The organism is Thauera terpenica 58Eu (assembly GCF_000443165.1).
In the GTDB taxonomy this organism is placed as follows: Bacteria; Pseudomonadota; Gammaproteobacteria; order Burkholderiales; family Rhodocyclaceae; genus Thauera; species Thauera terpenica.
Window position 1 is genome coordinate 99805 of record NZ_ATJV01000001.1, and the last position, 22289, is coordinate 122093.

Sequence of the window (22289 nt, forward strand, 5' to 3'; positions counted from 1 at the left end):
CTCCGCTTAACGGGTTTCGCTGAACAGCTCGCGGCCGACCAGCATGCGACGAATCTCGCTGGTGCCGGCGCCGATCTCGTACAACTTGGCGTCACGCCACAAACGGCCAGCTGCATAGTCATTGGTATAGCCCACGCCGCCCAGGGTCTGGATGGCTTCACCCGCCATCCAGGTGGCCTTTTCGGCTGTGTAGAGGATGACGCCGGCCGCGTCCTTGCGCAGCGAGCGCGCATGATCGGCACGATCGCAAGCCTGGCCCACGGCGTAGGCATAGGCACGGCAGGCCGACCAGGTGGAGTAGAGGTCGGCGACCTTGCCCTGCATGAGCTGGAATTCGCCGATCGGGGTGTCGAACTGCTTGCGCTCGTGCAGATAGGGCACGACCACATCCATGCACGCGGCCATGATGCCCAGCGGGCCGCCCGACAGCACAGCACGCTCGTAGTCCAGGCCCGACATCAGCACCTGCACGCCGCGGCCGATGTTGGCTTCACCGCCGAGCACGTTCTCGACCGGCACTTCGACGTCGTCGAAGTAGAGCGGGAAGGTGTTGGAGCCGCGCATGCCCAGCTTGTCCAGATGGGGGCCGTGGGAAAAGCCCTTCATGCCCTTCTCGATGATGAAGGCGGTGATGCCCTTGGCGCCGGCGTTGATGTCGGTCTTGGCATACACCACCAGAGTGTCGGCGTCGCCGCCGTTGGTGATCCACATCTTGGCGCCGTTGAGCACGAAGTGCCCACCCTTGCGGTCGGCACGCAGCTTCATCGACACCACGTCAGAGCCGGCATTGGGTTCCGACATTGCCAGCGCGCCGACCTGATCGCCCGAGATCAACCCGGGCAGATACTTCTGCTTCTGCGCCTCGGTGCCGTTGCGACGGATCTGGTTGATGCACAGATTGGAGTGCGCGCCGTAGGACAGACCCACCGAAGCAGAGGCGCGCGAGATCTCTTCCATCGCCACGATGTGGGCGAGGTAGCCCATGTCGGTGCCGCCGTACTCCTCACCCACCGTCATCCCGTGCACGCCAAGATCGCCAAGCTTCTTCCACAGGTCCGCGGGGAATTCGTTGCTGCGGTCGATCTCCGCCGCGCGCGGCGCGATCTCCGCGGCACAGAAGGCCTGCAGCGTGTCGCGCAGGGCGTCGATGGTCTCGCCGAGGTTGAAGTTCAGGCTGGGCACGTTCATGGGTGTCTCCTTCTTGAGGTTGTGCTGGCGCAGAGGGCTCGCAACGCAGATCCATTATGGACGGCGCATGCCCGACGATGAATGCAGATTAAGCGTAGAGCGTGATCGGTGCGTGCCATCAGGGTTGCAATTCGTGCCACGCGGACTAGGATTGCGGCACATGAAAATCCTCGCCCCCTCTGCCGCCGAACTCAGCCGTGGCCGCGCCGCCACGCCGATCGCCTTCATCCGCGCGATCGTCCTTGGCTACCGCCTGCGCGGGATGGATCCGGCGAGCGCGCTGGCGCAGGCGCAGATCCCGCCAGCGCTGCTGGACGATCCGCAAGCGTGCGTGACCGCGGCGCAGATGGAGTTGTTGTCGGGCCTGGCGATGCAGGCACTCGACGACGAGGCGCTGGGCTGGTTCTCTCGCCGCCTGCCGTGGGGCAGCTACGGCATGCTGTGCCGGGCCTCGCTCAGCGCACCGACGCTGGAGGTCGCGCTCAAGCGCTGGTGTCGCCACCACCGCCTGCTCACCGAGGACATCGTGTTCGAGCTCGTCCCGCCGCGTCTTCAACAGCGCGCCAGCGCCACGATTCGCGTCATCGAACACCGCGCACTGGGCGAGCTGCGCGAGTTCTGCCTGGTCAGCACCCTGCGCTACCTGCTGGGCTACGCCTGCTGGCTGGTCGATTCGCGCATCGCGCTCACCGAGGCCGCCTTCCCCTTCCCTGCGCCGGCGCACGCCGAGGCCTACGCCTACCTGTTCGCCGGCCCGGCGCGCTTTTCCGCCCAGGCAGCGGCGATCAGCTTCGACGCGCGCTACCTGGCGCTGCCGGTGCGCCGCGACGAGAAGGCGCTGCAGACCATGTTGCAGCACGCGCTGCCACTCACCGTATTGCAATACCGCCGCGACCGCCTGCTCGTGCACAGCGTCAGCCAGCTCCTCGCCGCTGACCCTGCCGCCGCTCACACCGCAGACGACATCGCCGCCCAACTCAACACCTCGGTACGCACGCTGCACCGGCAGTTGAAGGAGGAAGGTGTATCGCTGCAGCGCTTGAAGAACGAGGTGCGACGTGAGCGGGCAGTCGGGCTGCTACTGCAGACCGACAAGCCGGTGAAACAGGTGGCCGCAGCAGTCGGCTTTGACAGTGAGAAGAGCTTTGCGCGGGCGTTTCGGGAATGGACAGGGATGGCGCCAAGTGCTCTCAGGGCGGGCAAGCCCGAGCCGCCCGCACACCAACTGACGCCTGGACTCAGGCCGTGACCGGCGTGACCGTCACCTTCGAAGTGATCGAATGGGCGATGAAGCAGTTGCGGTGAGCGCTGGCGTGAAGTTTATCCAGCGCCTCGGCGTCAGGCTGATTGTCACCAGAGAAGCTCACCTGCGGTGACAAATCAATGCGGGTGACCGCCATGCGGCCTTCGGCGTTCTTTTCGAGATGGGCGACCGGATTGTCGACATAGCGCTCGACGCGAAGACCCTTGACTTCGGCAACGGCGAGAAACGTCAGCATGTGGCAGCTTGCGAGCGCAGTCAGCAACATCTGTTCGGGATCGGCCGCGTCGGGGTCACCCTTGTAGTCCACAGCCGAGGACAGCTTCACCGTCTGCCCACCGTTGAGTGTCGCCGCATGATTACGTGAAAAGGTGTCGGCTTCGGTCGGATGCGCCGCGCGCTGCCATTCGATCCTGCTGAGGTGCTGGGACATGAGAGCTCCTTGCTGATGTTGAACCGGCGCGCCGAAGATGGCGGCGCGCCATGGGAGAAGCGTCCTATCTTAGGCGCAAAGCGGCAGTGGGCAAAACGCCTCATGCGCGAGCGCATTCGCCCAAGCTCAGGCACGCGTTCAACACCGCGGGCTCAGCCAGATACAAGCGCCGCGCCTGGCCCTGCGAGGCCATCCGACGCTTACTTCACAGCACCTGCCGCAGAGGGCACCACGGGCTCCAGCAACTGCACCTCGATACGCCCGGAGCGCATGTGCAGATCACGCTGCGGGAAGGGAATCTCGATGCCGGCCTTGCGCAGTTCGGTCTCCAACGCCCACAGGTAGGTGGCGGTGACGCGCCCGGGCGAGCGCAGGCCAACGATCCCGACCCAGACAACCAGCTGGAAGTCGAGGCTGCTTTGGCCCAGCGACACCAGCCACACTTCGGCGCTGCGAGTGCCCCCCTCGACCGTGAACTCGACGCTGCGGGCCGCAGCCAGGCCGGCCTCGCGCACCCTGTCCTTGTCGCTGCCGTAGGCGACGCCAAAGGGGATATGCATGCGGCGGTACTGCTCACCATAGGTCCAGTTCACCACACGGCCGTTGATGAACTCGGAGTTGGGCACGATGACGTCGACGGCATCGTTGGTGGTGATGCGGGTGTAGCGCATGTTGATCTCGGACACGCGCCCCATCACCCCCGACTGCAGGTCGACGAAATCACCGATCTTGAGTGTCTTCTCGAGCAGGATGACCAAGCCCGAAATCAGATTGCTGAAGATGCTCTGCATGCCGAAGCCGATACCGACGCCAATCGCGCCGCCCATCAAGGCCAGGCTGCCGAGGTCGAAGCCGATGAAGTTCAGACCGATGATCGAGCCCAGGATCCAGATCAGGTAGCGCACGATGCGCCCGAGCGCGTATACGCCGGGCTCGCTCATCGATTTTCCGGCGCGGCTGCGGGAGATGTGCTGGATGCCGCGCTCGACGGCGAGCGCGCCCCACCAGGACAGGAGCAGCAAGACAACGAGGGCGACGATGCGCTCCGGCGTCACCTCGGTCTGACCGATGGTGAACCAACTCTGCGTGAGGAAGGCCCTGATTACCCCCCAGTAGCGATCGAGCGTTTCCATGCCTGAAGCTCAGTCGCCCACGGCACCAGCGGTACGCGACTTCCGATCATGCCCTTGGGGTAGAGCTGCGACTTGCGCCCCCGCATTGCCTTCGAGCTCGGAAATCCGCTGATTTGCGCTGCGGGCTTCGCGCGTCGCGCGCATGCGCGCGGGCAGCATCAGCGCGGTGCCGAGCAGCAGGCCGAGGACGAGGGCGCCGAGCAGGGCCCAGGCGAGCGCGATGTCGAGGGTCCACACGACGAAGGTGAGCGACACCGGGTGGATGTTCTGCAGACCGAATACCACCGCCAGCACGGCAAGAATCGCAAGAAGTACGTTACGCATGTTGATTGTCTCCGTATCGTCATTTTTTGGCCCACTCGCCCGCCAAAGACCGGCAGACCTCTCGCCGCCACGATCGCGTCCTTGCGCAACGACGGCCAGGCGCGGCGCGCGCATCACACATTTACGCAGAAGCTCACATGCCACGAGATGAGCGGCAACAAACTTTACACTTCGACGTCTGAAAGGGGGTAGTGGGTCGAGCCCGGGAAATACTCGCCCACACAGGATGCGCGTACCCAGGGGCGTCCGCCGCATGAGAACAATCACCGCAGGGGAAGCGTTCGCGTCAGGACTCGCCGCGGCACACGCACGGTGCAGATGCCTGACAGCATTCAGAGCGCGTGCTCAGCCTTCAGATGGCCTGAAGGCCCTGGCTACGCTCAGGTGCGCAGCACGCCGGGCTCACGTTGCCCCGGCGCGGTGGGTGCTTCCGCTTGACTTGGGCGCGCGCCGGCATTGGCGCCGACCTGAGCCATGGCTTCGTACGACGCCAGTGCGCGTTGCGCGGAATAGCTGTTGCGCACGTCGCCGTTGGCAGCTGCGGCGCGCGCCTGCTCGATCGCACGCGCCTCCACCGTACCCTTGTCAGCGCTGGGCGTCGCTTGCGCGACAGATTCACCACGCGCACTTGCACTCAGGGTGACGACTGCACTGGGCTGCGTGCTCGCGCTGATGGTCGACTCAGGGGCTGTCGGGCCAGCCGCGGGCGCAGCCTGCGCCTCTTGCTGTGCGGCCTGGGACTGGCGCACGTCTGCTGGTCGCGTGAGCTCGCGAGCGACGGGGTTCATTCCAAGGGAAATTGCATCCATGACACAGGCCTCACTGACTGTTGCTGCAATCATTCGGGCGCATTTCGCCGGACCTTCATCAGCTACAGGAGAGCTTGTTCAAGCTCGTGCGGCTGATGATCGCACACCGGCCGACCTGCCGTCCGAGAACACCATCACGGCGGGCCAGATGTGCTTGCTGCCGGCACGCCCGTCGAGGACGATGCCGGCAGCCCCGCTGCGCAAGGAGCACCTGCGGGAAGCTCGGTATCAACCCGCCAGCGCGCGTCCGATCACCAGTTTCTGGATGTCGCTGGCACCTTCGTAGATCTGGCACACGCGCACATCACGATAGATGCGCTCGACCGGGAAGTCGGTGACATAGCCGTAGCCGCCATGCACCTGGATGGCGTCCGAGCACACACGCTCGGCCATTTCCGAGGCGAACAGCTTGGCCATCGAGGCTTCCTTCAGACAGGGGCGACCGGCATCCTTCAGGCTGGCGGCGTGCCATACGAGCTGACGCGCAGCTTCGAGCTGGGTCGCCATGTCGGCGAGGCGGAAGTTGACCGCCTGGTGCTCGAAGATCGGCTTGCCGAAGCTCTCGCGCTCCAGTGCGTACTTGACCGCGGCCTCCAGCGCGGCACGCGCCATGCCCAGGCACTGCGCGGCGATGCCGATACGACCGGCTTCGAGATTGGCGAGCGCGATCTTGTAGCCCTGGCCTTCGTCGCCGATCATCGAGTCGGCCGGGATGCGGCAGTTCTCGAGCAGGATCTGCGTGGTGTCGGAGGCCTTCTGCCCCATCTTCTCTTCAATGCGGCCAACCTGGTAGCCGGGCGCATCCGCCGGCACCAGGAAGCAGCTGATGCCCTTCTTGCCCGCCGCCTTGTCGGTGACCGCAAACACGATCGCCATGTCGGCGTGCTTGCCCGAGGTGATGAACTGCTTCACCCCGTTGAGCACCCACTCGTCGCCCTCGCGCACCGCCGAGGTCCGGATGGCGGCAGCGTCCGAACCCACGTGCGGCTCGGTGAGGCAGAAGCAGCCGAGCTTTTCACCACGCGCCAGGGGCTTGAGCCAGGCTTCCTTTTGCGCGTCATTGCCGAAGCGGTTGAGGATGCCGCAGGGCAGCGAGTTCTGCACGCTGACGATGGTCGAGGTGGCACCGTCACCGGCGGCGATCTCTTCCAGCGTCAGCACCAGGCTCATGTAGTCCATGCCGGCGCCGTCCCATTCCTCGGGCACCACCATGCCGAGCGCGCCGAGCGCGGCGAGTTCATTGAGCGCTTCGCGCGGGAAAGTGTGGTTGCGGTCCCATTCGGCAGCAAAGGGGGCCAGGCGCTCCTGCGCGAAAGCGCGCATCGAGTCGCGAATGAGTTCCTGCTCGTCAGTCAGAATCATGTGTTTACCTTTAGCGAAGCGACTCGCGCCGCTTCAATATTCATCAATTGGGAACACCACACGGCTGGCGGCGTCAGGGAGCATGGCGCCTGACAGCGCTGCCCGCGTCCCTTGGACCCGGTGCAGCGTCATCCGGCTCCGCACGATCAGCCGCCGCAGCCCACCGCGGCTTCGACCTCGATCGCCATTGCGGTTGCCTCGCCACCACCGATGCACAGGCTGGCCACACCACGCTTCAGACCACGCTTGCGCAGCGCGCCGATCAGCGTCACCAGGATGCGCGCGCCCGAAGCGCCGATCGGATGGCCCAACGCGCAGGCGCCACCATTGACGTTAACCTTGTCGTGCGGCAACTTCATCTCGTGCATCGCCGCCATGGTGACGACCGCGAACGCCTCGTTGATCTCCCACAGATCGACCTCATCCGTGCTCCAGCCGGCCTTGGCCAGCACCTTCTGCATGGCACCCACCGGGGCGGTGGTAAACAGCGCCGGCTCTTGTGCGTGGTTGGCGTGGCCGACGATGGTGGCAAGCGGCTTGAGGCCGAGCTTTTCGGCTGTCGATTTGCGCATCAGCACCAGCGCTGCCGCGCCGTCCGAGATCGAGCTGGAGTTCGCCGGCGTCACCGTGCCGTCCTTCTTGAAGGCCGGCTTCAGGCTGCCGATCTTCTCGATCTGGGCCTTGAGCGGCTGCTCATCGTGGTCGATGACAACATCGCCCTTGCGCCCCGACACGGTCACCGGCACCACTTCCCAGGCGAAGTCACCGCCCTTGATCGCCGCCTGCGCGCGCGTGGTCGAGGCAACGGCGAACTCATCCTGCGCCTCGCGCGTGAAGTTGAAGCTGGTCGCGCAATCCTCGGCAAAAGTGCCCATCAGGCGGCCCTTGCTCTCCTTGGAATAGCTGTCCTCAAGCCCGTCGAGGAACATGTGATCCATCATCTGGCCATGGCCCAGGCGGTAGCCGCCGCGCGCCTTGGGCAGCAGATAGGGCGCATTGGACATCGACTCCATGCCGCCCGCGACCACGACCTCGCTGCTGCCGGCCAGGATCAGGTCATGCGCCAGCATCGCGGCTTTCATGCCGGAACCGCACACCTTGCTCACCGTGCTGCAGGCCACCGACAGCGGCAGGCCGGCGCCGATCGCAGCCTGGCGAGCGGGCGCCTGGCCCAGTCCGGCGGGTAGCACGCAGCCCATCATGACCTCCTGCACCTGCTCGGGCTGGAGACCGGCGCGCTCGACCGCGGCCTTGATGGCGATGGCGCCCAGCTGCGGCGCGGACACGCTGGACAGATCACCCTGGAAGCCACCCAGCGGGGTGCGGGCGACGGAAACGATGACGACGGGATCGGACATGCAGTTCTCCTGTTGAATCCATTCTTTCAGATTGTGCTCAGCCTTCGAGCGCTTCGAGGGCCGCGGCATAGCGCGGCAAGAGATCTTCACTGCGGCTGAGATTCAGCCCCAGGTCGCGGATGACGCCGTCCTTCAGACCATAGATCCAGCCGTGCACGGTGAGGCACTGCCCGCGCTGCCAGGCGTCCTGCACGACAATCGTCTGCGCCACATTGGCGACCTGCTCGATGACGTTGAGCTCGCACAAACGGTCGTGGCGCAGCTCGAGCGGCAAAGCGTCGACCTTACTGACATGGCGCAGATGCACGTCCTGCACGTGGCGCAACCACAGATCGACCAGACCGACGCGATCGCGGTCGAGCGCAGCCTTGACGCCGCCACAGCCGTAATGCCCCACCACCATGATGTGCTTCACCTTCAACACGTCCACCGCATACTGGATCACCGAGAGGCAGTTCAGGTCGGTATGCACCACCACATTGGCGATGTTGCGATGGACAAAGACCTCGCCCGGCAGCAGGCCAACGATCTGGTTGGCGGGGACGCGCGAATCGGAGCAGCCGATCCAGAGATACTCGGGGTTCTGCAACTGCGCCAGCTTGCCGAAGAAACCGCCGTCGATCTGCTGCATCTGCCGCGACCAGGCTTGGTTGTAGTCAAACAGATGGAACAGGTTCTCGTTACACACCGCACCCTCGCACCACTGCGACAGGTCCAGTGTGAGGAAGATCGTGCCCTCGATCGGTGTCGGGTAGTAGGCCGGCGCCTCGGTAAAGCCCAGCTCGCGGTAAAGCTTCACCGCAATCCGCATCATCGGCAGGGTGTCGAGCAGGATGCGCCGATAACCCAGCGCCTGCGCCGCCTTGATGGCTTGCAAGGCGAGCTGCCGTCCCAGACCGCGGCCACGCGCATCGGGGTCGACGTAGAGGCGCTTCATCTCGCAGACACCTTCGGAGAAGCGGCGGATCCCCACACAGCCTGCGGGCCGGCCATCGATCTCGGCGAAGAACAGGCGCCCATCGGCTTCGCCGTAGGCCCCTGGCAGATTCGCCAGTTCGTCGGCAAAACCCTGAAAGCTCAGGTCCACCCCCAGCCATGCGGCATAGTTGCGAAAGAATTGGCGCACGTGCTCCAACTCGGTGGTGTCAGATGCGCTCAGAGCGCGCAGACTCATACTCATCCCCTTGCCTCCTCACCGTTGGAACAATCAGCGCTGGCACGCCCTGGCACGCACTTGATCAGGCTGTGCGCTCCTTCTTGCCGTGCATGACCATGATGGTTTGCTGCATGATGGCGCACAAGGTCGATCGCTCGTCGCGGATCGCGAACACCTCGGCGCGGGTGATGATGAGCGTGCGGCCTGGCTTGATCACTTCACCGCGCGCGACCAGGTGCTGGCCGTCGGCGGGCGCGACCAGGTTCAACTTGTACTCCACCGTCAGCACGCTGGCATCGGCCGCGGTCAGTGTGTTGGCGGCATAGCCGGCAGCCGAGTCGGCGATCATGCCGACCACACCGCCATGAATATAACCGTGCTGCTGGGTGATCTCCGGCTTGAGAGGCAGGTGGATCTCGGTGAAACCGGGTTCGACCACCATGAGGCGGGCACCGATCAGCTCCATGGCGTGCTGCAGCGCAAAGCTGGCATGCACGCGCGCGGCGTATTCAGGGTCACGGGGCTGGAACTGCGCCATATCAATTCGCATCGCTTTCATCTCAGTGGTGGATATTCTCTCTGTTTTACGTTAACGTCAACGTAAAGTTGGTGGTACAACAAGGCCAGCGTCACGCCCCTCAGTCGACACCGGCCCGGTCGATGCGTCGCACCAGCTCCGCCCTGGCCGCTGCTGCGCCCTCGGCGTTATGTCCGAGCAAGGCATGACACTGCTGCTCGAGCATGTCGATCTCGAGCAGCACGGCTTCGATGTCCAGACGCTGTTGTTCCATCGCAGCACGCCGGGCAGCAAGCACGCTGAGAAAGCGCTCGAGCTGCGGCGCAGTGTTACGAACCCCGCCGTACATGTCGAGCAGCTCACCAACTTCGGCAAGAGAAAGCCCCAGGCGTTTGCCGCGCAAAGTGAGCTTGAGCCGGGTGCGATCGGCCTTGGTGTACACCCGGGCTCGACCGGAACGAGCCGGGGTGAGCAGGCCCTGATCCTCGTAGAAGCGGATCGCGCGCGGGGTGATGTCGAACTCGCGCGCAAGCTCGGTAATGGTGTAGGTTTGTTCTTCGCCCATGGTCTTCCGTGATTGCCAATGACGCTGCGCAGCACCCAGCAGCGTCAGCAAGATATTGTTTTATAAAATATAAATATGTATATGTCGGCAAAAGTTAAGCAGATTTCAGGCACCTGAGCAACCTCAGGCCTGCGCAGCCGGCAAGCTACCCGAGCGAGACCCGCCCATGTCCGATCTACACTACCCCTTTCCCGAACTCCCCACCGCAGCCACAAGCCTGGAAGTCGCCCCCGGCGTGCACTGGGTGCGCATGGCCCTGCCCTTTGCCCTCGACCACATCAACCTGTGGCTGCTCGATGACGGCGATGAGCGCGTCATCGTCGACGCCGGTTACGGCAGCGACGCGACGCGCTCAGCATGGTCAGGCCTGCTCGATGCTGACCCCCGGCCCATAAGCCGCGTCGTCGTCACCCACCACCACCCCGACCACCTTGGATTGGCGACCTGGCTGGCTGCGCGCAACAAGGCCAGCCTGCACATGGCACTGGGCGAATATCTCGCCGGCCATGCCATGTGGCACCAGTTGCCCGGCTATTGCGTGCCGGACATGGTCGAGCAGTTCCGCACCCATGGTCTTGACGAGCCGCGCGCGACGGCACTCGCCGAGCGCGGCAACGCCTACCGCCGCGGCATTCCCGAGATGCCGTCACGCTTCGAGCGCCTGCGTCAGGGCAGTGAACTGTCGATCAACGGCAAGATCTGGCGCGTCCTCATCGGCTACGGCCACTCTCCCGAGCACGCCAGTCTGTATTGCGCCGAACTGGGTGTGCTCATCTCGGGCGACATGTTGCTGCCGCGCATCTCGACCAATGTCAGCGTTTATGCTGCAACGCCACATGACGACGCCCTGGGCTATTTTCTTGACTCGATTCGGGAACTCTGCAACATGCCCGATGACACGCTCGTGCTACCATCTCACGGCAAACCTTTCAAGGGTATCAGAGCAAGAGTGGCTCAACTGGTCGAGCATCACCGCGAGCGTTGCGACGCACTGCTCTCCGAGTGCAGCGCAGCAAAAACCGCCGGAGAACTGCTCTCGAGCATGTTTCCACGCGAACTCGATACCCATCAGGTCATGTTCGCCATGGGGGAGGCAATTGCTCACCTCAACCACCTGGAGAAGCGCGGCGCGCTTCTGCGGGAGGTCGGTGCGGATGGTCTGGTCCGCTTTATGGCAAGAAATCAACGATAGACCCTGCCTGGTCACCAACATGGAGTTAAAACAACATGGCTGCACCCTCAAAAGAGACCCCGCATCCCGAACTGCCTGACCCGCAGGAGGTCGCCAAGACCTACGCTGAGGTCGCACAGCGTGCTTCGCACCTGATCAGCGATCACATCCAGCGCCAGCTCAAGAAAGGGGTCGCCACCCCCGCGGACGAACTCGGCATCGCCCAGGCCTTCATGGACATGATGGCCAAGCTCTTGTCGAACCCCTACAAGCTGGCCCAGTCGCAGATGAATCTGGTGTGGGACTACTTCTCGCTGTGGCAGCATTCGATGATGCGCTTCGCAGGCGTCAACGGCTTGCCGGTCGCTGCTCCCGAAAAGTCCGACAAGCGCTTCAAGGATGAGGAATGGGAGGAGCACTTCCTGTTCGACTTCATCAAGCAGTCCTATCTGATCACCGCGCGCCATATCCATGACACCGTGTCCAGTGTCGATGGCCTCGACGATCAGACCCAGAAGAAAGTCAACTTCTACACCCGCCAGTACGTCGACGCGCTGTCGCCGTCGAACTTTGCCATCACCAACCCGGAAGTGTTCCGTGAGACGCTCAAGAGCAATGGTCAGAACCTGTTGAAGGGCCTGAACAACCTGCTGCGCGACGTCGAGGACGGCGGCGGCAACCTGCGTGTGAAGATGACCGACACCACCGCCTTCGAGCTGGGCAAGAACGTCGCCACCACGCCGGGCAAGGTCGTGTTCCAGACCGACATGATGCAGCTGCTGCAGTACAGCCCGAGCACCGACACGGTCCTGAAGAAGCCGCTGCTGATCGTTCCGCCCTGGATCAACAAGTTCTACATCCTCGACCTGCGCGAGAAGAACTCCTACATCAAGTGGTGTGTTGACCAAGGCCACACCGTGTTCGTGATCTCCTGGGTGAACCCGGACGAGCGCCAGGCGGAGAAGACCTTCGAGTCCTACGTGCTGGAAGGAACAATCGCCGCACTCGAGGCGATCGAGAAGCAGACCGGCGAGAAGTCGGTCAACGCCGTGGGCTATTGCCTCGGTGGCACGCTGCTGGCCACGACGCTGGCCTATCTTGCCGGCAAGAAGCAGTCGAGTCGTATTGCAGCGGCGACCTTCTTCACCACGATGACGGACTTCGCCGATCCGGGCGAACTGGGCGTGTTCATCGACGAGATCCAGGTCTCCAGCCTCGAAAAGAAGATGTTCGAGCGCGGCTACCTGGAAGGTTCGGAAATGGCTGGCACCTTCAACATGCTGCGCGCCAACGACCTGATCTGGTCCTTCGTGGTCAACAACTACCTGCTGGGCAAGGACCCGTTCCCCTTTGACCTGCTGTACTGGAACTCGGACTCCACCCGCATGCCGGCCAAGATGCACAGCTTCTATCTGCGCAAGCTGTACATGGAAAATCGTCTGGTGGAGCCGGGTGGCGTCGTCATCGACGGCGTGGCCATCGACCTCGGCAAGATCAAGACGCCGTCCTACTTCATCTCCACGATCGAAGACCACATCGCGCCCTGGAAGAGCACCTATGCGGGCGCTCGCAACTTCGGCGGTCCGGTACGTTTCGTGCTGGGCGGGTCGGGCCACATCGCCGGTATCGTCAATCCGCCGGCAGCCAACAAATATGGCTACTGGATCAACTCCGCCGCCAAGCTGCCGGGCAGCACGGACGACTGGTTTGCCGGCGCTCAGCAGCACCAGGGCTCATGGTGGACCGACTGGCAGGCCTGGCTGACCACCATTGATGGCGAGCAGACCGAGCCGCGTGATCCGGCGAAGGGCAAACTGAAGGCGATTGAGGACGCGCCGGGCTCCTTCGTCAAGAGCCGCGCCGACGCCAAGGAACTGGCCGCCTGATTGCGCTGATTCGACTCGAACGGGGAGCGGAAGCTCCCCGTTTTCATTTGTGCGCCCAGCTGCCACCCAAGCTCTCGAACATGCCCTGAAATGCGCCCCCGGCTCGTCCTCGACACCAACACCGTTCTCGCCCTGTGGATGTTCCACGACCCACGCTTGTGCATCTTGCGCGACTGGATCGAGGCCGGCGCGTGCACGCTGAGCACACGCGCAGACGCACTCCACGAGCTGCAGCTCGTGCTCGCCTATCGGCAATTTGCGCTCGACACGCTCACCCAGCAAAGGGTGTTGCAGGACTATCGGGCCCGCGTCGAGATTTCAGCGGCCGACGTGGTCCCGGACACGCGGGCGCTGCCCGTGTGTCGAGATGCGGATGACCAGAAATTTCTCGAGATCGCTTTTGATACCGGCGCGTCGTCGCTGCTCACCCGCGACAAGGCGCTGCTTCGGCTCGGCCGCCACCGCCTGCTACGCGAGCGTTTTGCCATCCTGTCGCCTGAACACTTCATCAACCAGCTGCCGACGCTCTGAGCTCAACCAGGCCGCGACGCAGGCTGGCGAGATAGCGCAAGCCGGCAATCACGCGGCTGCCGTACCACGACGCCATCTCGCCGTCGATCAGCGTAGCCGGGCGCGCGGCCAGCGTCGCCACCTCATCTAGGTGTCTGCTGTGAAAGCGGTAGGGCTCGGTCGATAACAGCACGCGCTCCACCTTGGGCAACCACGGTGCATCCCAGCCAAAAGCGGGATAGCGCGCAGCACCGACATCACCGCCCTCCACCGCAGGCAGGGTCTCCCAGCCCACCTCCGCGAGCATCGCCGAAATATAGGTGTCACTGGCGATCGTCATCCACGGCTCGCGCCAGATCAGGTACAGCACGCGTTCGAGTGGCAGGCTGGAGCGCGCGCATGCGGCGTCGGCGAGCGCGGCATTGAGCTCGGCTTCGAACTGCGCGGCGCGCGCCTCGCAACCGAAGATGCCACCAAGAAGACGATACAACGCAAGATTGTCGCGCGGCGTGTTCGGATGCGTGACGATGATGTGCGGGATGATCGCGGCCAGCTCATCAACCGTCTCGCGGCGGTTTTCGTCCATGTTGACGATGAGGTGCGTGGGTTCCAGGGCACGCACGCGCTCGAGCTTCACATCCTTGGTGCCGCCCACCTTTTCCACCGTGCGCAGTTGCGCGCGCGGATGAATGCAGAAACCCGTGCGTCCCACCACCTGATCACCCAGCCCAAGCTCAAACAGCAATTCGGTGAGGGATGGCACCAGGGACACGATGCGCGCCGCGGGCCCGGCAGGCGAGTGAGCGACCCCGCTCGCGTCGAGCAGCGCGGAGAAGGGGCTTGAAGGGGGGCTGAAAGCAGCGGGCTCGACCGGATTCATGTCTGTCTCTGTCAGGAATGTGACGGCGGGAAGGTATCGCCTTGGCGACTCTGCGTCCAGCACGCGCGGGCAAGCCAGCGACGCTCGGGCGTAGCCGTATTGCGGACTACCCCAAGCTGACAGAACCCCACAATCTGTGCAATCCTCGCGTGGTCGTTCTGTCGGAAGCCTCGTCGGCACGGGCCCACTGCCCTGCCTCCGCAGGACACAGGACGCATCCAAACAGCTACTTTCCGAGGATGAACAGATGAAGAAACTCACCGCGCTGGCCGCTGCTGTGGCAATTTTCGGCACTCTGGCCGCCACCCCTGCTCAGGCCCAGCAAAAGTTCGTCACCATCGGCACCGGCGGCGTCACCGGCGTCTACTATGCCGCGGGCGGTGCGATCTGCCGCCTCATGAACAAGGACCGCGCCCAGCACGGCATCCGTTGCTCGGTCGAGAGCACCGGCGGCTCGGTATACAACGTCAATACCATCAAGGCCGGCGAGCTCGACTTCGGCGTGTCGCAATCCGACATCCAGTACAACGCCCTGAAGGGCGAGGTCCAGTTCAAGGACGGCGGCGCCTTCCCGGAGTTGCGCTCCGTTTTCTCCCTGCACGGCGAGCCGCTCACCGTGGTATCGCGCAAGGAAGCCAACATCACGAAGATGGAAGACTTCAAGGGCAAGCGCTTCAACGTCGGCAACCCCGGCTCGGGCCAGCGTGCCACGCTTGAAGTGCTGCTGCCGGCGATGGGCATGAGCACCGCTGACTTCTCGCTGGCCTCCGAACTGAAGCCCGATGAACATGGCGCAGCGCTGTGCGACAACAAGATCGATGGTTTCGCCTTCGTCGTCGGTCACCCCGCCGCCAACATCCAGGACCCGACCACCACCTGCGGCGCCAAGCTGGTTTCGATCACCGGTCCGGGCGTCGACAAGCTCCTGGCCGAATACCCCTATTTCGCCCCGGCCACCATCCCGGGCGGCATGTATGCGAACAACCCCGAGCCGACCAAGACCTTCGGCGTGGTTGCCAGCATCGTGTCCTCGACCAAGGTGCCGGCAGAGAGCGTGTACACCCTGGTGAAGGCGGTATTCGAGAACTTTGACGACTTCAAAAAGCTGCACCCGGCCTTCGCCAACCTCGAGCCAAAGGACATGATCAAGAACGGCATGTCGGCGCCCCTGCACGACGGCGCGGTGAAGTACTACAAGGAAAAGGGCTGGATGTAACTCCGTCGCGCGCCATCCGCCAAACGGGCGGCGCTCAAATTTTGCGAAACGGCGGCGGGCCACCAGCCCTTCGCCGTTTTTCGTGTTCGACCCTGAATATCTGCAATATCTGCAAGAGAGGTGGCGCATGGCGAGCCCGGGAAAAGAGAAAGGCAGTATCGAGCTGACTGATGAGCAGCTGAAACAAATCGTCGCCGAGGCCGACACCGGCGGACGCAAGCCGACCGGCTTCACCGCGCAGCTCTTGCTGATGGTGGCCCTCGCCTGGTCGCTGTTCCAGCTCTGGATCGCGTCGCCCCTGCCGTTCTCGCTCGGCATCTTCGTCCTCAACGACACCGAGTCACGTGCCATTCACCTCGCCTTCGCGGTATTCATGGCGTTTGCCGCCTACCCGGCGTTCAAGCGTTCGCCGCGGGCCTACGTTCCGGCCATGGACTGGTTGCTCGCCATGGCTGGCGCCTTTTGCGCCGCCTACCTGTTCCTGTTCTACCGCGAGTTGGCCGACCGGCCCGGACTGCCAACGACCACCGACCTCGCCGTAGCCGTCGTCGGCATGGCTCTGCTGCTGGAAGCCGCACGTCGCGCGCTGGGCTTGCCGATGGTGATCCTGGCCGTCGTCTTCCTCATCTACATCTTCTTCGGTCAGTACATGCCTGATGTGATCGCCCACCGCGGCGCATCGCTGGCCAAGGGCATGAGCCACATGTGGCTGACCACCGAAGGCGTGTTCGGCGTTGCAGTTGGGGTGTCGACCAGCTTCATCTTCCTGTTCGTGCTCTTCGGCGCCCTGCTGGAGACCGCAGGTGCCGGCAACTACTTCATCAAGTCGGCGATCGCGCTGCTCGGCCACATGCGGGGTGGTCCGGCCAAGGCAGCCGTTGTCGCCTCCGCCAGCACCGGCCTGATTTCGGGCTCGTCGATCGCCAACGTGGTGACGACCGGCACCTTCACCATTCCGCTGATGAAGAGCGTCGGCTACCGTGCCGACAAGGCCGCCGCGGTCGAGGTCGCCTCCTCGGTCAATGGCCAGCTCATGCCCCCGGTGATGGGAGCCGCCGCCTTCCTCATGGTGGAATACGTCGGCATCACCTACATCCAGGTCATGAAGCACGCCATCGTGCCGGCGCTGATTTCCTACATCGCCCTGTTCTACATCGTGCACCTCGAAGCCCTGAAGATGAACCTGCAGGGCCTGCCGCGGCGCGAGCCCCTGCCCTGGCAGCGCGTCACCATCACCACCACGATGACCGTGTCCGGCCTCGTCATCCTGTCGGCCATCATCTATTGGGGCCTGGGCTGGATAAAGGGACTGGCGGGTGACGCAGCCTTCCTCATCGTCGGCCTGATGATGCTCGCAGCCTACGTCCTGATCGTCCGCAACGGGGCACGCTACCCCGAGTTGCACATGGACAAGCCCGACGAAAAGATGGAGTTCCTGCCCGAGATCGGCCCCACGCTGAAGTCCGGCCTGCACTTCCTGCTGCCGGTTGCGGCCCTGATCTGGAACCTGATGGTCGAGCAGCTCTCGCCGGCGCTATCGGCGTTCTGGGCGACCCTTTTCCTGATCTTCATCCTCGTCACCCAGCGTCCGCTGTTCGCATTCTTCCGTGGCACGGGCCAATTCGGCGACGCCGTCCGGGAAGGCTTCCAGGACCTCTTCAGCGGCCTGGTGACCGGCGCCCGCAACATGATCGGCATCGGCATCGCCACCGCGACGGCGGGCATCATCGTCGGCACGGTGACGCTCACTGGCATCGGCCTGGCGATGACCGAACTGGTCGAGGTGTTGTCAGGCGGCAACCTGATGATCATGCTCATCCTGGTGGCGGTGATCTGTCTGATCCTGGGCATGGGTCTGCCCACCACGGCGAACTACATCGTGGTGTCGACGCTGATGGCACCGGTGATCGTCGACCTCGGCGCGCAGGGCGGGCTACTGGTGCCGCTGATCGCGGTGCACATGTTCGTGTTCTATTTCGGCCTGATGGCTGACGTCACACCCCCGGTGGGTCTGGCGTCCTACGCCGCAGCGGGCATCGCCAAGAGCGACCCGATCAAGACCGGCCTCACCGCCTTCGGCTACAGCGGGCGGACCGCCATCCTGCCCTTCATGTTCATCTTCAACACCCAGCTGCTGCTGATCGGCATCACCGACATCTTCCATCTGGTGCTGACCGTCGTCACCGCCACCATCGCCACCATGATGTTTGCCGCAGCAACACAGGGGTTCTTCATCACCAGGAACCGTCTCCACGAAGGCCTGATCCTGCTGCTGGTGACCTTCACCCTGTTCCGCCCCGGCTTCTGGATGGATATGGTGTACCCGGCCTACGAGGAGGTCGCGCCCACCGAACTTGGCCGTCTGGTCGAAGAAGCGCCGCCCAACGGCAACCTGCGCGTGTGGGTCGAAGGCATCACCCTGGAAGGGGACGAGATGTCCAAGGGGGTCTTGCTGCCGCTGGGCGAGCCCGCTGCGAGCGCAAACGAACGCCTGAAAAAGATGGGCCTGACGGTGATGGCCTTCGGTGAGGACGTGCAGATCGCTGCGGTGCGTTTCGGCAGCCAGGCCGAAAAGCTGGGGCTGGAGCAAGGCTTCACGATCAAGACCATCGAGCTGCCCTCGGGCGAACGCCCGGCAAAGGAGTGGATGTACCTTCCCGCCTTCCTCCTCCTCGGGCTGGTGTGGTTCATGCAAAAAGGGCGCGCACGCAGGCAGGCGACGGCGTAAACGTCGCGCTGAGCAGTGCCCACAAAAAAACCGCCGGCCTGTCAGGGGCACGGCGGTTTTCTGCATGCATGCGCTGCCCTGCTTACGGGCGTAACGCGGGCGCAACGCGCGCTAAACCAGGGACGGCCCCGCCACGATCGCGGCAGCATCCTTTTCGGTGATGCGCACCGACGCGCTCACGATCACGTGGGCAATCAGCCAGTCACGCAGACGCTGTGCGCCATCCCCCTCGATGCCGAGAAAATGACAGCCCGTCTGCGCCGCATCGGCGAGATAACTGACCGTCTCCGCACGGCCGCGGATTTCATCAGGCAACCCTTCGCGCTGGAGCACGAAATCAAAGACCTCAGCATTCGCGCGCGGTGTCAGCGACGGATACGAGAAGCCCTCGGCCGAGAGGTCATTGAGCGCGATGCGTTGCCCGTCCAGCACCAGCCAGAAACAGGGCTCGCCCCGCCGCCGGGCAACAAAACGCTGCTTGCTTCGACGCTCGCCGGCAACATCATCGACGGGCGGCAGCGCGGTGCCAGACCTTTCCACGCTCATTTCCCGCCGCGCTCCTTGCGCACACGCTCGATGAGCTGATCCACCACCTTCAGCGCCGCCTCGTGGCTGCCGGCCATCGACGCCGAGGTGAGAAAGCGCCCGTCAACCGCGACCGTGGGCACGCCCTGGATGCGCATCGCGCGTGCAAGCTGGTCGGCACGCTGCAACATCGAATTGACCCCGAAGGACGTGTAGGCCGCCATGAACTTCGCACTGTCGCCGACCTTGCCCTCGATCCACTCACGCACCTGCTCTTCGGTAAACAGCTGTCGCTTCTGCTCCTGGACGGCGATGAAGGCCTGGGAGTGCACCGCCGCCAGTTCGCCAGACACCTCGGCGGCGTAGAACAGGCGGGCAAGCGCGGAGAGCTGCGGGTTGTCCCAGATCGCCGGCACCTGACGGAAACTGACGTCTGCCGCCTGCTTCTTACGCCAGGCCTCGACCAAGGGATCAAAATCACGGCAGTGCGGGCAGCCGTAGTGGAAAAACTCCAGGATCTCGATCCTGGACGGGTCGTCGGTCTTTTGCGCCGGGTTGAGGACCACGAAGGGATCCTTCGCCCACGCAATATTGGCAAACGGCAAGGCTGCAGAAATCGCAGCGAACTGTTTCAGGGCATCACGACGGTTCATGCAGGACTCCAGTATCGATATACCGTTCTCAGACGCTGGCAACACCGAGGCGTTCCCGGTCCGGCGGCGAAGTATTGAGTGGGACGGCAAAGCACCTGAACATCACCGCCACTAGGGACTGCTGCGGCTCACCGAGGCGTTGAAACCTGCCTCAGCCAGACGGGCGCGGGTCGGATTCATGTCTTCCGGTCTGGAGAATGGTCCGATGCGTACACGGTGCACGACCCGACCGTCTGCCAACTGCACGCGCTGCGCACTGGCTTCCATGCCCGCCAGCGCCAGGCGGGCTCGCAGATTGTCGGCCTCGCCCGGGTTCTCGAACGCGCCCACCTGCAGATACAGGCGCTCGACGGGTTTGACGGTCGCATCCTGCACCGGTGCCGGCGCCTGCTGCACTGGCGGCGGCACGACAGGGGGCAGCGTAGTTGGTGGTTTGGCCTGCACGTCGGCAGCAGAGGGCACATTGTCACCTTGCGGCAGGATCTTGTAGAACTCGAAATCCTGCCTCACCACCGGACTATCGCCCGGCTTGCCGGGCAAGGCTGCCGGCGCCTGCTGCTCGGCGCTGGGCGTGCGCGGCGGCGTCACCGGCGTGGACTGAAAGGGATTGGCGCGGGTGAAATACCAGGCCGCACCTGCGGCGATCAGCGCACCGAACACGAGTCCGATGAAAATGCCGATCAGCGTGCTGCCGCCATTGCGCGCAGGAGCACGCGCCGGCTTGCGCGCGGGTTTGCGATCACGACTCACTTGGGTCTCCGTGCCTTACATGGACTGCGGTGCAGACACGCCGAGCAGCTCAAGGCCGCTGGCGAGCACCTGCTGCACCGCCCTGGCCAGAGCGAGACGGGCAAGCTTGAGGGCCTCGTCTTCGACCAGCATGCGTTCGGCGTTGTACCAGCTGTGGAATTCGGCCGCCAGGTCCTTCAGGTAGAAGGCTATCTGGTGCGGCGCATGATCGGCGGCGGCATTCTGGATCAGCTCAGGGAAACTGCCCAGACGGGCGCAGAGGGCGAGCTCACGCTCGTTGTTGAGCAGCGCAAGCTCGGCCGCTAGCAACTCGGCCACTTCGCCGCCCCACTGGTTCAGCACCGAGCACACGCGGGCGTGGGCGTACTGGACGTAGTACACCGGGTTCTCGTTGCTCTGGCTCTTGGCCAGATCGAGATCGAAATCAAGATGCTGATCGGACTTGCGCAACACGTAGAAAAACCGGCAAGCGTCATTGCCGACTTCCTTGCGCAACTCGCGCAGGGTGACGAACTCACCCGAGCGCGTGGACATCGAGGTCTTCTGCCCATTGCGGTAGAGCACTGCGAACTGGACCAGCGCCACTTCAAGCTTCGAAGGCGCCAGCCCTAGCGCCGCCACCGCACCCTTCACGCGCGGGATGTAGCCATGATGGTCAGCGCCCCAGACGTCAATGATGCGATCGAAGCCGCGCTCGTACTTATTCAGGTGATAGGCGATGTCCGACGCGAAATAGGTATACAAGCCGTTGTCGCGCTGCACGACACGATCCTTCTCGTCACCGAAGGCGGTGGAGCGGAACCACTTCGCGCCGTCCTGCACGTAGATATGGCCCTGCCGCTCGAGTTGGGCCACCGCGCGCTCGACCAGACCGGTGTCGAACAGGCTCTGCTCCGAGAACCACTTGTCGAAACGCACGCCGAATTCGCCCAGGTCATCGCGTCCGTCGCCCAGTTGTTCATTGAGCGCGAAGCCATGCACCCAGCCATATTCGTCGCCGAGCAGACGCTTGGCGTTGGCGATGAGGGCGTCGAGGTGTTGCTCACGCATGTCCTTGGCTTCGTCATCCTTGCGCTCGGCCGGCGGCAGACCGGGTGTGCCGGCGAGCAATTGCTCGACCGTCACCCTGGCGAAGCGGTCCTGATGCGCATCACGCAGGTCGCGCCCCATCTCGGTGACGTAGTCGCCCTGATAGGCATTCGGCGGAAAGGTAATCTCGATACCGAAGCAGGCGAGATAACGCAGCCAGGTCGACAGCGCCAGAATGTCCATCTGCCGGCCGGCGTCATTGACGTAGTACTCGCGCGACACCTCATGGCCGGCAAAGGCCAGCAGGTCCGACAGCGAGGCCCCATAGGCGGCGCCGCGGCCGTGACCCACATGCAGGGGGCCGGTCGGGTTGGCGGAGACGAATTCCACCAGCACCTTGATGTTCTTCCTGTCGCCGCGCCCGAAGTCTGCGCCCTTGCTCAGCACTTCGCCGACCACCGCCGTCTTGGCCTCAGCCGCGAGGGTGAAGTTGATGAAGCCCGCTCCGGCGACCTCGGCCTTTTCGATCAACTTCGAGGGCGGCAGCTCGGCCAGCAACAGGGCGGCGAGCTCACGCGGATTGCGCTTGAGCGGCTTGGCCAGCTGCAACGCAAGATTGGTGGCGAAGTCGCCGTGGTTCGCCTGCTTCGGGCGCTCCAGCAAGATGGTGATCTCGAGCTGGTCCGGCGCCACGCTCTTCAGCGCGGTCTTGAGCAAATCGTTCAACAGGACTTTAGGGTCGGCGCTCATGGCTTCGGCAGCAAACTAAACGCCGGATTATAGCGGATCGTGCCCTTCCCCTCCGCCCCGCTTGTGAGTGTGCACTGCGGCGCCG

Annotated in this window: 21 protein-coding genes; 6 read left to right on the top strand and 15 right to left on the bottom strand. The window is 63.9% G+C overall.

Going from position 1 to position 22289, the window contains the following annotated elements:
* Positions 1-6: 6 nt before the first annotated feature.
* A complete protein-coding gene (locus tag M622_RS21245) occupies positions 7-1188 on the bottom strand; it encodes an isovaleryl-CoA dehydrogenase (RefSeq protein WP_021247554.1) in 1182 nt (393 codons plus the stop codon).
* Positions 1189-1348: 160 nt separating this feature from the next.
* Here M622_RS21245 and M622_RS21250 point away from each other — a divergent pair, with 160 nt between their 5' ends.
* On the top strand, positions 1349-2437 hold the full coding sequence (locus tag M622_RS21250; protein ID WP_021247555.1) for an AraC family transcriptional regulator: 1089 nt from the start codon (positions 1349-1351) through the stop codon (positions 2435-2437).
* Here the strand turns inward: M622_RS21250 and M622_RS21255 are convergent.
* The 9 genes from M622_RS21255 to M622_RS21295 all read right to left on the bottom strand — a co-directional run bounded on the left by M622_RS21255 (position 2427) and on the right by M622_RS21295 (position 10106).
* Positions 2427-2882: an OsmC family protein gene (locus M622_RS21255; protein ID WP_021247556.1), complete on the bottom strand. Its 456-nt coding sequence runs from the start codon at positions 2880-2882 to the stop codon at positions 2427-2429. The genes M622_RS21250 and M622_RS21255 overlap by 11 nt on opposite strands.
* 200 nt (positions 2883-3082) lie before the next feature.
* Positions 3083-4015 carry a mechanosensitive ion channel family protein gene (locus tag M622_RS21260; protein WP_021247557.1) on the bottom strand — a complete coding sequence of 311 codons (933 nt, stop codon included), beginning with the start codon at positions 4013-4015 and terminating at the stop codon, positions 3083-3085.
* Positions 4016-4024: 9 nt separating this feature from the next.
* Positions 4025-4339, bottom strand: coding sequence for a lipopolysaccharide assembly protein LapA domain-containing protein (locus tag M622_RS40080; protein WP_021247558.1), 315 nt, complete (start codon positions 4337-4339; stop codon positions 4025-4027).
* Between the two features lie 380 nt (positions 4340-4719).
* Positions 4720-5148: a hypothetical protein gene (locus tag M622_RS21270; RefSeq protein ID WP_031346010.1), complete on the bottom strand. Its 429-nt coding sequence runs from the start codon at positions 5146-5148 to the stop codon at positions 4720-4722.
* A 228-nt stretch (positions 5149-5376) separates the two neighbouring features.
* The gene (locus tag M622_RS21275) at positions 5377-6510 is read right to left on the bottom strand and encodes an acyl-CoA dehydrogenase (protein WP_021247560.1); all 1134 of its coding nucleotides are present in this window, start codon (positions 6508-6510) and stop codon (positions 5377-5379) included.
* A gap of 146 nt (positions 6511-6656) precedes the next feature.
* On the bottom strand, positions 6657-7868 hold the full coding sequence (locus tag M622_RS21280; protein WP_031346011.1) for an acetyl-CoA C-acetyltransferase: 1212 nt from the start codon (positions 7866-7868) through the stop codon (positions 6657-6659).
* A 37-nt stretch (positions 7869-7905) separates the two neighbouring features.
* Positions 7906-9048: a carbonate dehydratase gene (can, locus tag M622_RS21285; RefSeq protein ID WP_031346012.1), complete on the bottom strand. Its 1143-nt coding sequence runs from the start codon at positions 9046-9048 to the stop codon at positions 7906-7908.
* Between the two features lie 58 nt (positions 9049-9106).
* Positions 9107-9574, bottom strand: a complete 468-nt coding sequence (locus M622_RS21290) for a PaaI family thioesterase (protein ID WP_031346013.1) — start codon at positions 9572-9574, stop codon at positions 9107-9109.
* Positions 9575-9662: 88 nt separating this feature from the next.
* The gene (locus M622_RS21295; protein WP_021247564.1) at positions 9663-10106 is read right to left on the bottom strand and encodes a MerR family transcriptional regulator; all 444 of its coding nucleotides are present in this window, start codon (positions 10104-10106) and stop codon (positions 9663-9665) included.
* A gap of 166 nt (positions 10107-10272) precedes the next feature.
* Between M622_RS21295 and M622_RS21300 the strand changes: the two genes are divergently transcribed.
* The 3 genes from M622_RS21300 (at position 10273) to M622_RS21310 (ending at position 13694) form a co-directional block, all read left to right on the top strand.
* The gene (locus M622_RS21300; RefSeq protein ID WP_021247565.1) at positions 10273-11298 is read left to right on the top strand and encodes an MBL fold metallo-hydrolase; all 1026 of its coding nucleotides are present in this window, start codon (positions 10273-10275) and stop codon (positions 11296-11298) included.
* Between the two features lie 35 nt (positions 11299-11333).
* On the top strand, positions 11334-13163 hold the full coding sequence (gene phaC / locus M622_RS21305) for a class I poly(R)-hydroxyalkanoic acid synthase (protein WP_021247566.1): 1830 nt from the start codon (positions 11334-11336) through the stop codon (positions 13161-13163).
* A 90-nt stretch (positions 13164-13253) separates the two neighbouring features.
* Positions 13254-13694 carry a putative toxin-antitoxin system toxin component, PIN family gene (locus M622_RS21310; protein WP_021247567.1) on the top strand — a complete coding sequence of 147 codons (441 nt, stop codon included), beginning with the start codon at positions 13254-13256 and terminating at the stop codon, positions 13692-13694.
* Here M622_RS21310 and M622_RS21315 read toward each other — a convergent pair.
* Positions 13672-14553 (bottom strand): helical backbone metal receptor, encoded by an 882-nt coding sequence (locus M622_RS21315; protein WP_021247568.1) that lies wholly within the window; start codon positions 14551-14553, stop codon positions 13672-13674. The two genes, M622_RS21310 and M622_RS21315, sit on opposite strands and share 23 nt — an antisense overlap.
* Positions 14554-14800: 247 nt before the next feature.
* Here M622_RS21315 and M622_RS21320 point away from each other — a divergent pair, with 247 nt between their 5' ends.
* Both M622_RS21320 and M622_RS21325 read left to right on the top strand, forming a co-directional pair.
* On the top strand, positions 14801-15769 hold the full coding sequence (locus tag M622_RS21320; RefSeq protein WP_021247569.1) for a TAXI family TRAP transporter solute-binding subunit: 969 nt from the start codon (positions 14801-14803) through the stop codon (positions 15767-15769).
* Positions 15770-15896: 127 nt separating this feature from the next.
* Positions 15897-18497 carry a TRAP transporter permease gene (locus M622_RS21325; RefSeq protein WP_021247570.1) on the top strand — a complete coding sequence of 867 codons (2601 nt, stop codon included), beginning with the start codon at positions 15897-15899 and terminating at the stop codon, positions 18495-18497.
* 111 nt (positions 18498-18608) lie between these two features.
* Here the strand turns inward: M622_RS21325 and M622_RS21330 are convergent, their stop codons facing one another.
* The 4 genes from M622_RS21330 to argS form a co-directional block, all read right to left on the bottom strand.
* Positions 18609-19043 carry a hypothetical protein gene (locus M622_RS21330; RefSeq protein ID WP_021247571.1) on the bottom strand — a complete coding sequence of 145 codons (435 nt, stop codon included), beginning with the start codon at positions 19041-19043 and terminating at the stop codon, positions 18609-18611.
* Positions 19040-19675, bottom strand: coding sequence for a thiol:disulfide interchange protein DsbA/DsbL (locus M622_RS21335; RefSeq protein WP_021247572.1), 636 nt, complete (start codon positions 19673-19675; stop codon positions 19040-19042). The genes M622_RS21330 and M622_RS21335 overlap by 4 nt, the downstream gene beginning before the upstream one ends.
* 111 nt (positions 19676-19786) lie before the next feature.
* Entirely contained in the window at positions 19787-20425 is a 639-nt protein-coding gene (locus M622_RS21340) for an SPOR domain-containing protein (RefSeq protein ID WP_021247573.1), read from the bottom strand.
* Positions 20426-20440: 15 nt separating this feature from the next.
* Positions 20441-22204, bottom strand: a complete 1764-nt coding sequence (argS, locus tag M622_RS21345; RefSeq protein ID WP_031346014.1) for an arginine--tRNA ligase — start codon at positions 22202-22204, stop codon at positions 20441-20443.
* Between the last annotated feature and the right edge of the window lie 85 nt (positions 22205-22289).

Bases quoted from the DNA above. Each gene is read 5' to 3' on its own strand.
- M622_RS21300 (WP_021247565.1), top strand. From the start codon at position 10,273: ATGTCCGATCTACACTACCCCTTTCCCGAACTCCCCACCGCAGCCACA.
- M622_RS21255 (WP_021247556.1), bottom strand. From the start codon at position 2,882: ATGTCCCAGCACCTCAGCAGGATCGAATGGCAGCGCGCGGCGCATCCG.
- M622_RS21290 (WP_031346013.1), bottom strand. From the start codon at position 9,574: ATGCGAATTGATATGGCGCAGTTCCAGCCCCGTGACCCTGAATACGCC.
- M622_RS40080 (WP_021247558.1), bottom strand. From the start codon at position 4,339: ATGCGTAACGTACTTCTTGCGATTCTTGCCGTGCTGGCGGTGGTATTC.
- phaC (WP_021247566.1), top strand. From the start codon at position 11,334: ATGGCTGCACCCTCAAAAGAGACCCCGCATCCCGAACTGCCTGACCCG.
- M622_RS21310 (WP_021247567.1), top strand. From the start codon at position 13,254: ATGCGCCCCCGGCTCGTCCTCGACACCAACACCGTTCTCGCCCTGTGG.
- M622_RS21320 (WP_021247569.1), top strand. From the start codon at position 14,801: ATGAAGAAACTCACCGCGCTGGCCGCTGCTGTGGCAATTTTCGGCACT.
- M622_RS21330 (WP_021247571.1), bottom strand. From the start codon at position 19,043: ATGAGCGTGGAAAGGTCTGGCACCGCGCTGCCGCCCGTCGATGATGTT.
- argS (WP_031346014.1), bottom strand. From the start codon at position 22,204: ATGAGCGCCGACCCTAAAGTCCTGTTGAACGATTTGCTCAAGACCGCG.
- M622_RS21335 (WP_021247572.1), bottom strand. From the start codon at position 19,675: ATGAACCGTCGTGATGCCCTGAAACAGTTCGCTGCGATTTCTGCAGCC.
- M622_RS21315 (WP_021247568.1), bottom strand. From the start codon at position 14,553: ATGAATCCGGTCGAGCCCGCTGCTTTCAGCCCCCCTTCAAGCCCCTTC.
- M622_RS21280 (WP_031346011.1), bottom strand. From the start codon at position 7,868: ATGTCCGATCCCGTCGTCATCGTTTCCGTCGCCCGCACCCCGCTGGGT.
- M622_RS21250 (WP_021247555.1), top strand. From the start codon at position 1,349: ATGAAAATCCTCGCCCCCTCTGCCGCCGAACTCAGCCGTGGCCGCGCC.
- M622_RS21245 (WP_021247554.1), bottom strand. From the start codon at position 1,188: ATGAACGTGCCCAGCCTGAACTTCAACCTCGGCGAGACCATCGACGCC.
- can (WP_031346012.1), bottom strand. From the start codon at position 9,048: ATGAGTATGAGTCTGCGCGCTCTGAGCGCATCTGACACCACCGAGTTG.
- M622_RS21275 (WP_021247560.1), bottom strand. From the start codon at position 6,510: ATGATTCTGACTGACGAGCAGGAACTCATTCGCGACTCGATGCGCGCT.
- M622_RS21325 (WP_021247570.1), top strand. From the start codon at position 15,897: ATGGCGAGCCCGGGAAAAGAGAAAGGCAGTATCGAGCTGACTGATGAG.
- M622_RS21260 (WP_021247557.1), bottom strand. From the start codon at position 4,015: ATGGAAACGCTCGATCGCTACTGGGGGGTAATCAGGGCCTTCCTCACG.
- M622_RS21270 (WP_031346010.1), bottom strand. From the start codon at position 5,148: ATGGATGCAATTTCCCTTGGAATGAACCCCGTCGCTCGCGAGCTCACG.
- M622_RS21295 (WP_021247564.1), bottom strand. From the start codon at position 10,106: ATGGGCGAAGAACAAACCTACACCATTACCGAGCTTGCGCGCGAGTTC.